16 protein-coding genes are annotated in these 13,499 nt (G+C 39.0%); 15 read left to right on the forward strand and 1 reads right to left on the reverse strand.

Annotated elements, in window-relative coordinates; genetic code table 11:
* Positions 1 to 162 precede the first annotated feature (162 nt).
* The 4 genes from O3616_RS04270 (at position 163) to O3616_RS04285 (ending at position 2,706) form a co-directional block, all read left to right on the forward strand.
* Positions 163 to 1,080, forward strand: a complete 918-nt coding sequence (locus tag O3616_RS04270) for a dihydrodipicolinate synthase family protein (RefSeq protein WP_371638180.1) — start codon at positions 163 to 165, stop codon at positions 1,078 to 1,080.
* Between the two features lie 17 nt (positions 1,081 to 1,097).
* Entirely contained in the window at positions 1,098 to 1,982 is an 885-nt protein-coding gene (locus O3616_RS04275; protein ID WP_371638181.1) for an ROK family protein, read from the forward strand.
* 96 nt (positions 1,983 to 2,078) lie between these two features.
* Positions 2,079 to 2,366: a hypothetical protein gene (locus O3616_RS04280; protein WP_201058849.1), complete on the forward strand. Its 288-nt coding sequence runs from the start codon at positions 2,079 to 2,081 to the stop codon at positions 2,364 to 2,366.
* Entirely contained in the window at positions 2,356 to 2,706 is a 351-nt protein-coding gene (locus O3616_RS04285) for a type II toxin-antitoxin system RelE/ParE family toxin (protein WP_033676577.1), read from the forward strand. The genes O3616_RS04280 and O3616_RS04285 overlap by 11 nt, the downstream gene beginning before the upstream one ends.
* A gap of 182 nt (positions 2,707 to 2,888) precedes the next feature.
* Here the strand turns inward: O3616_RS04285 and O3616_RS04290 are convergent, their stop codons facing one another.
* The gene (locus O3616_RS04290; RefSeq protein WP_033681498.1) at positions 2,889 to 3,740 is read right to left on the reverse strand and encodes a MurR/RpiR family transcriptional regulator; all 852 of its coding nucleotides are present in this window, start codon (positions 3,738 to 3,740) and stop codon (positions 2,889 to 2,891) included.
* A gap of 192 nt (positions 3,741 to 3,932) precedes the next feature.
* Between O3616_RS04290 and pbp2b the strand changes: the two genes are divergently transcribed.
* The 11 genes from pbp2b to O3616_RS04345 all read left to right on the forward strand — a co-directional run bounded on the left by pbp2b (position 3,933) and on the right by O3616_RS04345 (position 13,482).
* On the forward strand, positions 3,933 to 5,990 hold the full coding sequence (gene pbp2b, locus O3616_RS04295; protein WP_012972469.1) for a penicillin-binding protein 2B: 2,058 nt from the start codon (positions 3,933 to 3,935) through the stop codon (positions 5,988 to 5,990).
* A gap of 10 nt (positions 5,991 to 6,000) precedes the next feature.
* Entirely contained in the window at positions 6,001 to 6,597 is a 597-nt protein-coding gene (gene recR / locus O3616_RS04300; protein ID WP_125409633.1) for a recombination mediator RecR, read from the forward strand.
* Positions 6,598 to 6,913: 316 nt separating this feature from the next.
* A complete protein-coding gene (locus tag O3616_RS04305) occupies positions 6,914 to 7,189 on the forward strand; it encodes a TIGR04197 family type VII secretion effector (protein ID WP_371638182.1) in 276 nt (91 codons plus the stop codon).
* A 3-nt stretch (positions 7,190 to 7,192) separates the two neighbouring features.
* Positions 7,193 to 7,549 (forward strand): hypothetical protein, encoded by a 357-nt coding sequence (locus tag O3616_RS04310; RefSeq protein WP_042750678.1) that lies wholly within the window; start codon positions 7,193 to 7,195, stop codon positions 7,547 to 7,549.
* Positions 7,540 to 9,135 carry a virulence protein gene (locus tag O3616_RS04315; protein ID WP_371638183.1) on the forward strand — a complete coding sequence of 532 codons (1,596 nt, stop codon included), beginning with the start codon at positions 7,540 to 7,542 and terminating at the stop codon, positions 9,133 to 9,135. The genes O3616_RS04310 and O3616_RS04315 overlap by 10 nt, the downstream gene beginning before the upstream one ends.
* Positions 9,136 to 9,149: 14 nt before the next feature.
* Positions 9,150 to 9,764, forward strand: a complete 615-nt coding sequence (locus O3616_RS04320; protein ID WP_371638184.1) for a hypothetical protein — start codon at positions 9,150 to 9,152, stop codon at positions 9,762 to 9,764.
* On the forward strand, positions 9,761 to 10,387 hold the full coding sequence (locus O3616_RS04325) for a hypothetical protein (protein WP_371638186.1): 627 nt from the start codon (positions 9,761 to 9,763) through the stop codon (positions 10,385 to 10,387). Before O3616_RS04320 ends, O3616_RS04325 begins: the two co-directional genes overlap by 4 nt.
* On the forward strand, positions 10,384 to 10,551 hold the full coding sequence (locus O3616_RS04330) for a hypothetical protein (protein ID WP_371638187.1): 168 nt from the start codon (positions 10,384 to 10,386) through the stop codon (positions 10,549 to 10,551). The genes O3616_RS04325 and O3616_RS04330 overlap by 4 nt, the downstream gene beginning before the upstream one ends.
* A gap of 26 nt (positions 10,552 to 10,577) precedes the next feature.
* Positions 10,578 to 11,210, forward strand: coding sequence for a hypothetical protein (locus O3616_RS04335; RefSeq protein WP_371638188.1), 633 nt, complete (start codon positions 10,578 to 10,580; stop codon positions 11,208 to 11,210).
* Between the two features lie 192 nt (positions 11,211 to 11,402).
* Positions 11,403 to 12,968 carry an ATP-binding protein gene (locus O3616_RS04340; RefSeq protein ID WP_371638189.1) on the forward strand — a complete coding sequence of 522 codons (1,566 nt, stop codon included), beginning with the start codon at positions 11,403 to 11,405 and terminating at the stop codon, positions 12,966 to 12,968.
* Entirely contained in the window at positions 12,955 to 13,482 is a 528-nt protein-coding gene (locus O3616_RS04345; RefSeq protein ID WP_371638191.1) for a thiol-disulfide isomerase, read from the forward strand. The genes O3616_RS04340 and O3616_RS04345 overlap by 14 nt, the downstream gene beginning before the upstream one ends.
* Positions 13,483 to 13,499: the final 17 nt, after the last annotated feature.

Below are 13,499 nucleotides of genomic sequence, written 5' to 3' on the forward strand. Positions count from 1 at the left end.
TTTCTGAAACTACTTTCAAGCTTTAAACGGTTCAAAATACATATCGAAACTAAAATCTAAGTGTACACCAGATGTTGAAAGCGTTTTTTACAAGGTGTATACTAAACACGTAAAGAATAAATCCTGCTTCTAGCAGAAAAAAGAAATCTTAGGAGAAAATCTATGTCAGATTTAAAAAAATACGAAGGTGTCATTCCAGCCTTCTACGCATGTTATGATGATCAAGGAGAAGTAAGTCCAGAGCGTACGCATGCCTTGGTTCAATACTTCATTGATAAAGGTGTTCAAGGTCTTTATGTCAATGGTTCTTCTGGTGAATGTATCTACCAAAGTGTTGAAGACCGTAAGTTAATCTTGGAAGAAGTCATGGCAGTTGCTAAAGGTAAGTTGACTATTATTGCCCATGTTGCTTGCAATAATACCAAAGACAGTATGGAACTTGCTCGCCACGCAGAAAGCTTAGGAGTAGATGCTATTGCAACGATTCCGCCGATTTATTTCCGCTTGCCAGAATACTCAGTTGCTAAATACTGGAATGACATTAGTGCTGCAGCACCAAACACAGACTACGTGATTTATAACATTCCTCAATTAGCTGGTGTTGCTTTGACGCCAAGTCTCTACACTGAAATGTTGAAGAATCCACGTGTTATCGGTGTTAAGAACTCTTCTATGCCAGTTCAAGATATCCAAACCTTTGTGAGCCTTGGTGGCGAAGACCATATCGTCTTCAACGGTCCAGATGAACAGTTCTTAGGTGGTCGTCTCATGGGAGCTAAAGCTGGTATCGGTGGTACATATGGTGCGATGCCAGAACTCTTCTTGAAACTCAACCAATTGATTGCTGATAAAGACTTAGAAACAGCGCGTGAATTACAATACGCTATCAACGCTATCATTGGTAAACTCACTTCTGCACATGGAAATATGTATGGTGTGATTAAGGAAGTCTTGAAGATCAATGAAGGTTTGAATATTGGTTCTGTTCGTTCACCATTGACACCAGTGACTGAAGACGATCGTCCAGTTGTAGAAGCAGCTGCAGCCTTGATTCGTGAAACCAAGGAGCGCTTCCTCTAATTCATAAGGAGGTATTTATGACACACTACGTTGCAATTGATATCGGTGGAACCAACATCAAATATGGTTTGATCGACCAAGAAGGCCAACTTGTTGAATCGCATGAAATGCCAACAGAGGCGCATAAGGGTGGACCTCATATCTTACAAAAGACCAAAGATATCGTAGCCAGCTATTTAGAACAAGGCCCAGTAGCAGGTGTTGCTATTTCTTCTGCAGGAATGGTGGATCCTGACAAGGGTGAGATTTTCTATGCTGGACCTCAGATTCCAAATTATGCAGGCACCCAGTTCAAAAAGGAAATCGAGACTAGCTTTAACGTTCCTTGTGAGATTGAAAATGACGTCAACTGTGCAGGTCTGGCTGAAGCGGTATCTGGTTCAGGCAAGGGAGCGAGTGTGACCCTTTGCTTGACTATTGGAACAGGTATCGGTGGTTGTTTGATTATGGATGGGAAAGTCTTCCATGGATTTAGCAATTCGGCCTGTGAAGTTGGTTATATGCATATGCAGGATGGAGCGTTCCAAGATTTGGCTTCTACAACAGCCTTGGTGGAGTATGTAGCAGCAGGTCATGGAGATCCAGTTGATCAGTGGAATGGTCGTCGGATTTTTAAGGAAGCTACTGAAGGCAACAAGATTTGTATGGCTGGTATTGACCGTATGGTAGATTACCTTGGGAAAGGTCTGGCAAATATTTGCTATGTGGCCAATCCAGAAGTGGTCATTCTCGGCGGTGGTATCATGGGGCAAGAGGCAATCCTCAAACCGAAAATCCGCACAGCTTTGAAAGAGGCCTTGGTACCAAGTCTGGCTGATAAGACGAGATTAGAATTTGCCCATCACCAAAATACAGCAGGTATGTTGGGAGCTTATTATCACTTTAAAATAAAACAATCCTAGTTTGGTTTAACCAAACTAGGATTTTCTAATCAAAGCCTCTTGACTTTCTTTATAATTGTGAGATAATAAATAAAATATATAAAGGAATTATATAAAATGGCTATAGCAAATTCGAGTAAAGTTGTGACCTTCCAAGCTAATAGAGAATTAGTAAATGATGCCATGGAAGTGTTAAAAGAAAAAAATCTCTCTCTTTCATCAGCACTAAGATTATTTTTAAAGAATGTTGCCGTAACAAATGAAGTAGATTTACTGAGTGAAGAGGAATTGGAGAAGGAGTATTTATTTAGGCAATTACAAGCAGAAGTTCAAGAAAGTTATGCTAAGATTGAGGCTGGAAATTACTTGACAGATGAGGATATCGTGACACGCTATGGATTATAAAAAATATAGGATTTTGTATTCTCCTAGAGTGATTGATAGTCTGGATAAAATATATCAGTATATAGCGGAGGAAATTGGTTCTGTAGAGGCTGCGAGACGAAAAGTAGCCAATATTAGAAAAGATATTAATCGTCTAGAAATTTTCCCCCAAGCTGGATTTGATGCCGATGAAAAATTTGGTAAGAAATTAGATCCTCACTATCAAACGCGAGGATTGACCTTGAGTAAGGATTACATCGTATTATATACAATTGTGGAGGATACTGTCAGACTTGCTTATTTACTCCCTTCAAAAAGTGATTATATGAAATTATTTAAGACTAAGTCAAGATACGACTAATTCATAGTTTAGAAGAGGTATGTTGGGTGCTTATTATCATTTTATAATCAATGAAAATCAAAGAGCAAACTAGGAAGTTAGCCGTAGGCAGTACTTGAGTACGACAAGGCGAAGCTGACGTGGTTTGAATTTGATTTTCGAAGAGTATTAAGACAAAACAATCCTAGTTTGGCTAGACCAAACTAGGATTTTCTTACACGTTTTTGTCTACGATAGCCATTGAGTTTTTTATTTTCCCAATAGCTGTTAAAAATTTTCTCCTTGCTTTCACGATTGATTTCCAAAAAGTAGGCATAAATCAAATCGATAAAGAAGAGCATAGGGAGTTGAGCGGATATACGTTGGATGTAGGATGACTGGCTGTGTGTGGCTACAAGAACAGTCTCTGTATAGGCCTGACTATCTTTATTGGGAACACTTGAAAAAAGTACAGTCTGTGCCCCCATCTCTTTCGCGTCTAATAGACTATCTAAAATAGAAGGAGTTGAGCCAGAAAGTGAGAAACCGAGTACGAGACAATTCTCATCCATAATACTGGTTGTCCAAGCAAAACCATCTTGATCGGTCAAAGCCTCGCAGACCACACCTAGACGCATGAAGCGTAATTTCATTTCACGAGCGACAAGGCCAGAACTCCCTGTTCCGAAGAAGTAGACACGCTCAGCATCTTCGATTAATTGGGCAATTCGTTCTAGTTGGACTTCGTCAATCAAGTCTTGTGTTTGTTCCCGCATATTGCTATAGCTTCTGAGGACTCGTTTGGTCAGTGGACTGTGCTTGAAGACTTGGTTGGCTTGATTTTCTGCCTCATGTTGGTATTGGAAAATAAATTCTCGGTAGCCAGTAAAGCCACACTTTTTAGCAAAGCGAGTTAGTGCAGCCTGAGAGATATGTAATTTTTGAGTGACCTGTTGGGAGGAAAGGTCATCTTGAATGGTTTCTGCTTGTAAAAAATAGCGAGCGATTTCTTGCTCTAGGTCTGTCATTTCTTCAAAATGTGAATCAATGACAGTTGCGATATCTGGTTTGTCCATAGGGAAGGCTCCTTTAAATGAGTCGTGTTGGAAAAAGACTAGATTATTGAACTTTTACATTCATTATAACATATAATATAGGGATGAATAAATAAAAACGTATCTTACTGTAAAAACGAAAAAAGCTTCTTACTTTTCCATAATTTTCTGCTCAAATTGTGGTACAATTAAGAGTAAGATTTTAAGTTAGAAATGAGACTGATTTGTATGAGAAAATTTAACAGCCATTCGATTCCGATTCGGCTTAATTTATTGTTTTCAATCGTCATTTTGCTCTTTATGACCATTATTGGTCGTTTGTTGTATATGCAGGTTTTGAACAAGGATTTTTACGAAAAAAAGCTAGCCTCAGCTAGTCAGACCAAGGTCACAACCAGTTCTGCTCGTGGGGAAATTTATGATGCTAGTGGAAAACCTTTGGTAGAAAATACGTTAAAGCAGGTTGTTTCCTTTACGCGTAGTAATAAAATGACGGCTACAGACTTAAAAGAAATAGCTAAAAAGTTACTGACTTATGTGAGCATCAGTTCGCCAAATTTGACAGAACGCCAGCTGGCTGATTACTATTTGGCTGATCCTGAAATCTATAAAAAAACAGTGGAAGCTCTCCCAAGTGAGAAACGCTTGGATTCAGATGGCAATCGCCTATCCGAATCAGAACTCTATAACAATGCGGTCGATAGTGTCCCAACAAGTCAACTAAACTATACAGAGGATGAAAAGAAAGAAATCTATCTTTTTAGTCAGTTAAATGCTGTTGGAAACTTTGCGACAGGAACCATTGCGACAGATCCTCTAAATGATTCTCAGGTGGCTGTTATTGCCTCTATTTCAAAGGAGATGCCTGGCATTAGTATTTCTACTTCTTGGGATCGAAAGATTTTGGAAACTTCCCTTTCTTCTATAGTAGGGAGTGTATCCAGTGAAAAAGCCGGTCTCCCAGCGGAAGAAGCAGAAGCCTATCTTAAAAAGGGCTATTCTCTAAATGACCGTGTTGGAACCTCCTATTTGGAAAAGCAATATGAAGAGACCTTACAAGGAAAACGCTCGGTAAAAGAAATCCATCTGGATAAATATGGCAATATGGAAAGCGTGGACACAATTGAGGAAGGTAGTAAGGGAAACAATATCAAACTGACCATTGATTTGGCCTTCCAAGATAGCGTGGATGCTTTGCTGAAAAGTTATTTCAATTCCGAGCTAGGAAATGGTGGAGCCAAGTATTCTGAGGGTGTGTATGCAGTCGCCCTTAACCCCAAAACAGGTGCTGTTTTGTCTATGTCAGGACTCAAACATGACCTGAAAACGGGAGAGTTGACTCCTGATTCCTTGGGAACGGTAACCAATGTCTTTATCCCAGGTTCGGTTGTTAAGGCCGCTACCATCAGCTCAGGTTGGGAAAATGGTGTTTTATCAGGAAACCAAACCTTAACAGATCAGCCTATTGTTTTCCAAGGTTCAGCTCCAATTTATTCTTGGTATAAATTGGCATATGGATCTTTTCCTATTACAGCTGTGGAAGCCTTGGAGTATTCATCCAATGCTTACATGGTTCAAACCGCTCTTGGAATCATGGGCCAGACCTATCAACCAAATATGTTTGTTGGAACCAGCAATTTGGAAACAGCTATGGGAAAACTTCGTGCGACCTTTGGCGAATATGGCTTGGGGGCTGCGACCGGAATTGACCTACCAGATGAATCTACTGGATTTGTTCCCAAAGAGTATAGCTTTGCTAATTACATCACCAATGCCTTTGGGCAGTTTGATAACTATACGCCCATGCAGTTGGCTCAGTATGTAGCAACTATTGCAAATGATGGTGTTCGTGTGGCTCCTCGTATTGTTGAAGGCATTTATGGTAATAATGATAAGGGAGGACTGGGTGACTTGATTCAGCAACTGCAACCGACAGAGATGAATAAGGTCAATATATCCGACTCCGATATGAGTATCTTGCACCAAGGATTTTACCAAGTATCGCATGGAACTAGTCCCCTTACGACAGGACGGGCGTTTTCAGATGGCGCCACTGTTTCTATCAGTGGTAAGACCGGTACAGGTGAAAGCTATGTAGCTGGTGGTCAAGAAGCTAATAATACCAATGCCGTGGCCTATGCTCCAACAGAAAATCCTCAAATTGCAGTTGCAGTAGTCTTTCCTCATAATACCAATTTAACCAAAAATGTTGGGCCAGCAATTGCTCGCGACATTATCAATTTATATAACCAACACCATCCAATGAACTAGAAAGGAAGCCATGCTTTATCCAACACCTATTGCTAAGTTGATTGACAGTTATTCCAAACTTCCTGGTATTGGGATTAAGACAGCAACCCGTCTAGCCTTTTATACTATTGGAATGCCGGATGATGACGTCAATGAATTTGCAAAAAATCTCCTTTCTGCTAAGAGAGAATTGACCTACTGTTCTATTTGTGGACGTTTGACAGACGACGATCCTTGTTCTATCTGTACCGATCCGACTCGTGACCAGACAACGATTTTAGTTCTCGAAGATAGTCGTGATGTGGCGGCCATGGAAAATATCCAAGAATACCATGGACTCTATCATGTCCTGCATGGCCTTATTTCTCCTATGAATGGTATCAGTCCAGACGATATCAATCTCAAGAGCCTTATGACTCGTCTTATGGATAGTGAAGTTTCAGAGGTAATCGTAGCAACCAATGCCACAGCAGATGGGGAAGCGACTTCGATGTATCTTTCACGTTTGCTCAAGCCAGCTGGGATCAAGGTTACGCGCCTAGCACGAGGCCTCGCTGTGGGAGCAGATATCGAGTATGCGGACGAAGTAACCCTCTTACGAGCTATTGAAAATCGGACAGAGTTGTAAAAGTCAGTAAAAATTTAGCTCATTTTGACGTATAAGACAAGCCCTAGGAATTTTTCTAGGGTTTGTCTTTTTCGTTTTATAATGAGAGAAGGACAAATCTTGATAATAAGAATACTTCCCAGTAAACACAAAATATAAGGTATCAGAAAACGGATTTTCAAAATTCCTAGTAGCATCTCTATCAATATATTTTACTGAAGGATCAAGTTTTTTTAAGGATAAGATTGCCCTTTAGTTCGTTATAATTTATTTTGAAATCGTACTATTTTTATGTTATGATATGGTCAATATATACTTAATAAGGGGAGTTTGAAGTATGGGTGGAAAGATAAAATCTAGCACGATAGCAGCAGAGGCGGCTATTAATGAGTTGGTCGGGTATGAAACGAGCGACAAGCAAAATCAGCAGGTGGAATTTTCATATACATCTGGAATCACTGGAATGGAAGCGGAACGTCAGACCTGCAATCAAATGCTTCAGGCGGTCAGTGATTTTAGTTCAGCTGTTTTGACCCAAGCAAATAAGTTTCCAGAAATTGCTCATAGGATTGAAAAACGTGATATAGAGCAAGCTAAGAGATGGAGTCACTAAGGCATGGCAGATAGAAATGAAGAAAAGCGCACAGAAATTTGGCGTAAGATTGTTAAGATAGAAGATAAGGAAGACAGACTCCGAGCAACTAAAAAGCAATATGAACAGCAGTTGACAAACTTTTACTCGGATATTCAGAGCATTCACCATCGCATGATAAATCTATTGTCTCTCTCACCCAGTTCTCGTCAGCTAATAGAGCAAATCGAAAGTGATAATAGAACCATTCAGCGACAGGTCAACTCTTATGTAGAGGAGGAACTGGATACGTTGGAAAAACAAACTAAAAAGGCTTGTCGCTCTTTCGATGAAGCCAGAGAAGAACTGATAGCGGAAAGGAATCGGCTACCATGGGAGTAAAATACAGCGCACAAGAATCCCAAGAATTGATTCAGGCCATGACGAACAACCTCCGAGTCGCAAATGAAGTCACAGACCGCTTATCTAGTGGATGTGATCACCTGATTTCCTCTTTAGACTCAGGTGAGTTGACAGGAGCAGCCTACACAGCTGGTAAAGGTCTCTTTATAGAGATTATCATCCCCAGCATCAAAAAGCTCCAAGCAGCGATAGATGATATCCAACTAGAGTTGACCTCCTACAAACATGCGGATGCTCAGGTCTCTGGATATGGTGATTTGGACCTAGACCAGCTTAAGGAATTGAAAAAGCTGAGAGAAGAGCAGTTAGCTATCGTAGAAGCTCAGATTCAAGTGAGGGAGAACTGGCTAAATCAAATCACAGACCTCTTTAGTCTCAATTGGGGGAAAGCCTTCTCTGAAAAGACCATCCTCTACAATACCAAGTTTCAAATCGAGTCGGGTATTCAGGATTTGGATGATAAGATTGAAAAACTAGAATTTTTTGTCTCACAGGTATCCCAGTATTTCAGTGATAGTCTAGAAGTCCTTAGCTTAGCCATCAAAGGAGCTACGCAACTAAGTAAAGTCATTGTCGATAGCGATGGAAACTACTATGCGGACGGTCTGGACATGAATTGGGTACAGAAAATGAAGGATGTGAAGATTGTTTCGCATGCTAAAAGAGATTTTCAAGACTCTGAAACTCGAGCAATCAATAAAGCTTCTAGGGATATGATGCTATCGGACGATGGAGATGCCTACTATCGTGCCGAATTAGAGAAGCGCTTAAAAGGTCACGACAAGTCCGAATGGGATAAAATAATTGATGACTACAATCACACTCTTAAGATTGATGAAACAGGGAACATCATTGAAATTTATCCATTTGAACAAGGTTATGTCGTTTCAAAAAATGGGAAATACGATGCTGACTATACTCATTTGGTTAACAAAAAGTTTGATGAACTAAAAGCACAAAACTTTGAAGCAAATTCAGCTGAGTTTTGGAGTGGAGTAGCTCAAATATTCTCTGGATTGGGAGTTAACTTTGCGAGTGGTGCCCTTGAAGTCTTGAGTATCATGGCTGGTCCACCAACAGCAGGGACAAGTATCGTAGCTGGTACGGCAGTGTCCGTATCAGGAGTACAATATGGAAATGTACTGATAGCTAGTGGAGCAGTAACTAGCTTATCAGCTATCACAAAGACAGCCTTACAAAATGGCGAAATTCAGGTTAATTATTCTAGCAACTACGACAGTTGGAAGGCTAATAAACCTACGAGTAAGACCATTTCTGGCAGGGGTGGTAAACAAATTGAAGCCCGAGTAGGAAATAGAAAAGTGAAGCTTCGTGTAGATTGGGAGCCAACTAGTGGTTCTAATGGTGATGGAGTTTTTCAGGTTCAATCTGGAAGTGGGAAGTCAGGCTACAATGTTGATGCTCACTTAGATATAAATGGAATTACTGGTAAAAATTCTATCCTGAATTTTGTAAACAATCATCCTCAATTGAGAAACCTATCAAAAAGTGTCAAAGAAGAGATATTTGATAGAATTTGGAAAACATACAAAAATAATTACTGAAAGTAGGAAGAAATATGAAATTATATCTTAAAGGTAACTACGAAACTAGTATATACCAAGCCTGTATGGAATTTCCTTGGAAAATGTGGTTCAAAGAACGCAAGGGTGTGGAAGTTGGTTTTTCTTACGCGCGTGATGATGATTTCTATTTTAGCGTTAGTTTGGATAAATTTTCTTCGAATGATGAGCGTTGGGGTGTGACTGATTTTAAAATAGGAGATAATCCGTGGAATTCATTTAAATACGAGTATCTAATATTGGATTTTGAAGATTCCTATGAAAGCGATGGGCGTGAGAAAGGTGATTATTTGCGAATTATTTCCACTCATCTAGATATTTTAACGATTGACAAGCGTGCGATGTATATTATGGCGATTGAGGTAGCAGCTGCCATTGACGGTCAAATCAGCGAAGACGACAAAGAAACATGGCTGAGTGTTGAAAAATTCAAAACGAAACATAAAGACCTACTGAATATGACCTACGACGAAGCAGTCGATATTAGTTTAGAAGAGATAAAGGTTTTGAAAGCCATAGACGAGCCTCTCTGGGAAGAATTGGATAGGAAGCGCGAGGAATATATCCGAATCCATGGAGAGGTAGAGTTGGACGACGAGGACGACGAGTGAGATTATATATCAAAGGCGATTACACCAAAGAAATTCCATTTGATTACATGGAACTAGCGAAAAGGATGTGGTTTGAGGAAAAAGATGGAATAGAGCCAGATTTATCGTATGCTGGGTATCTAGATTTACCAATCGATAAACTTTCTATTCACTTAGAATTAGACAAGAAAACTCATGATGATAGATGGAAAAGTGTTCAGATTAAGGAAGGGATAAAATATGATTTTTTATCCCATAAGTCAGAATATATACAGCTAGACTATGAAGATGCTATGATGTCGGATTTTCGTGAGAAAGGTGAATGTTTAAGAATTGCTTCTAAGCATCTTGACCTTCTCACTGTTGATAAACGTGCTTTCTATATTATGGCCATTGAAATTGCGACTGCTATTGATGGTCAGATTAGCGAAGATGATAAAGAGAGCTGGTTAAGTGTGGAGGAATTTAAAAATCGACATGAGGATATCCTTTCGATGAGTTATGAAGAAGCTAATGAGCTGAGTTTGGAAGAAATTCCCTTTTTGGACGATGTGAGAGACCCGGTTTGGGAAGAAGACGACCGCAGGAATGAAGAATACATCAAAATCCATGGCGAGCCAGTTTATGATGACGAGGATGAATGAAATTATATTTAAAAGGCGATTATACAAAAAGAGTACCTTATGGTTATTTGGAACTAGCTGGTAAAATGTGGTTTCCAGAAGATGAGCAAGTTTCTTACTCAAATGCTGGGAATAATGATGCATTACAAGAGGATTTTTCCTTATTTCAAAAAAGATTTAGATAAACCCAATCCCGCAGTTGGAGAGTAAAATGTTAAATAAAATGAAAAACTATTATAAAAACAAACCAACTCAAGCTGTCTTAATGCTCATAGTTCTTATTTGGTCAGTATATGAGATTGGTGCGACCAGTTTGGCAAGTAAATCTGCATTAACTAAGGAATTCATGCATAGTCGGTATGTTATGGTTTGGCCAATGGTAGATAAGAAAATGAAATTATACCACTATGCGGAAGAATGGACTAATGACGTTTTAGTTGGAATTATGCATTTAGACTATGGAAATATTAGAATAACTAGTTTTCCTAAAAAATGGGAGAGTGAAGCTGAAGTATACTATACTCTGTCTGAAGATGAGTATGCTGATAGAGTATATTTTTTCTTAGACGAACCAATTTCCAAAGCTTATATCAGCAGTTTAGAACAAAATTATTATTTTATTTCAAAGAATGCAGTTGCTATTAAAGAAGAAACAGGTAAAACAGTTGAACAGTTAGCTCAAGAAGTGGGGAATGCAAGGAAAAACTTCTTATCGACTCTTGGAAAGATGAAAATCCTTCGTTTGGTCTATTTGATTCTTCGTATGATAGTATTGTTGCAGTGTATCAGGTGGTCGGGTCAGCGTAGAAAAAGGAAAGAGAACGAAATTTTGCAGAATAGATAGAGCTCCAGAAAGGTATGACGATAGAGAGCTTCCAAACAATCAAAAAGGTATTCATTTGGTAAAGAATGGAATTGTTGTCAACAACCAAGGGGAAAAAGTTTTTTATGTAATCAATAACAAGTCCTACACAATCACCACCACCAATGTAGACGACAAACCAGCGCACAAGAATCCCAAGAATTGATTCAGGCCATGACGAACAACCTCCGAGTCGCAAATGAAGTCACCGACCGCTTATCTAGTGGCTGTGATCACCTGATTTCCTCTTTAGACTCAGGTGAGTTGACAGGAGCAGCCTACACAGCTGGTAAAGGTCTCTTTACAGAGATTATCATCCCCAGCATCAAAAAGCTCCAAGCAGCGATAGATGATATCCAACTAGAGTTGACCTCCTACAAAGATGCGGATGCTCAGGTCTCTGGATATGGTGATTTGGACCTAGACCAGCTTAAGGAATTGAAAAAGCTGAGAGAAGAGCAGTTAGCTATCGTAGAAGCTCAGATTCAAGTGAGGGAGAACTGGCTAAATCAAATCACAGACCTCTTTAGTCTCAATTGGGGGAAAGCCTTCTCTGAGAAGACCATCCTCTACAATACCAAGTTTCAAATCGAGTCGGGTATTCAGGATTTGGATAATAAGATTGAAAAACTAGAATTTTTTGTCTCACAGGTATCCCAGTATTTCAACGATAGCCTAGAAGTCCTTGGCTTAGCTATCAAAGGAGCCACGCAACTGAGTAAAATCATTGTCGATGGCGATGGCAACTACTATGCGAACGGTGTGGACATGAGCTGGGTACAGAAAATGAAGGATGTGAAGATTGAGTCACATAAGCTTGATAAGGATATCTCAATTACTCAGGCTGAAAAAGATAAGAAAAAAATTGTAGATGATTTAGTATCATCATACAATCTAGATGAATCTACGGCAAATGTACTTTATAAACTCCAGCAGGGAATTTTGAAGAAGGCAAAACAAGAAGGATGGACTAATGAAAAAGTTATCTATGAGTACAATAGACTAGTTGCATCTCCAGTTTATGGGGTAAGGGCAACTTGGAGAGGTCTTGCGGGTGTTGTTGATGCCAAAAATACAAATGATTTAGATATTATTTTGGCAGATTATGGTATTTCAGAGGAAGAACGCATACTCTTTAAAGATAAAATTAGAAAACAGTATGAATCTAATCATAGTAAAGATTTAGCTCATGAAGCTGTTCAAATTGCTAGTTTTACTGAGTTATCTTTGGGCGATAGAGACTTATCGAAGCTAGATGGTTGGAAGGGATTAAGCGCCCATATTATTAGCACAATTGGAAATTCAACTCGGATTGGAGAGCTCTCTGTAAATACTGAAAAGTTTGAAAGTTCCTTCAAAGGAGACATTGATTCAGGTAGATATGATGATGCAGATTTTAATTCAGATTTAGATGCTATTACTTCTTACGAAAGAATGATTTCTAAAGATGTAGGAACAAAAGATGTGTTTAAGGTTCAAGCAGATTACAATCATAGTATACAAACAAACCAGACAAATCGTGTTGAGGAATTCTATACTGTGATGGGAAATGGGGATAAAGCTAACGGTAAACTGATGGTTGAAACTCTTATTGAAAATAATACGATAGGAGGCAACTTTATTAAATATGGCTTTGACCTCAATATTTTTATTGGAAAACCTAATGACAAGGAAGAGGGTTGGAAACATGACTTCTATGATTATTTAGACAGAGGGGGTGAAAAAAATGTCGGGACTTAAAAAAATACTAATCGTGATTGGATCTGTAATTGCCCTAGCTACTGGCTTGAATCTTTATTTTCAGTATCAAAACCACCAAGAACATATGCAATTAAAAACCTCCTTTGAAGAGAGAGACAATATAGCCGTATTACAAGATTTAATGGCGTCAGAAAAATATGCGTCTGACATCCGTAAAGCGGGTTATGTCGTTCCTCCCGATGGAGCTATTCGCTTGGATGGAGGAATTGACTCCATAGGGATAAAAGGAGACATTGATTTGAAAATATCAAATCCTGGAAGGAATGAAGTCACTGTTTTATTTGAAACAACAGCAAAAGAGGAAAAAATAGATGTTTACTATATTTTAGATAATCAGTTAACCATAAAACGTAGTTACTATTCTAATATTAGTAATCAAAAAATAAAAGAGAGTGTGGACATCTCTCAAGCCGAAGAAGAGCGACTATTAAAAATTGTTCAAAAAGAGCTTGAGGATTTCATGCAAAAGATGTATCAGACTTTGTATGGATAGTTTACCAGAGAAAGTGG

Source organism: Streptococcus sp. 27098_8_86, from assembly GCF_041432595.1.
Classification (GTDB): domain Bacteria; phylum Bacillota; class Bacilli; order Lactobacillales; family Streptococcaceae; genus Streptococcus; species Streptococcus pneumoniae_F.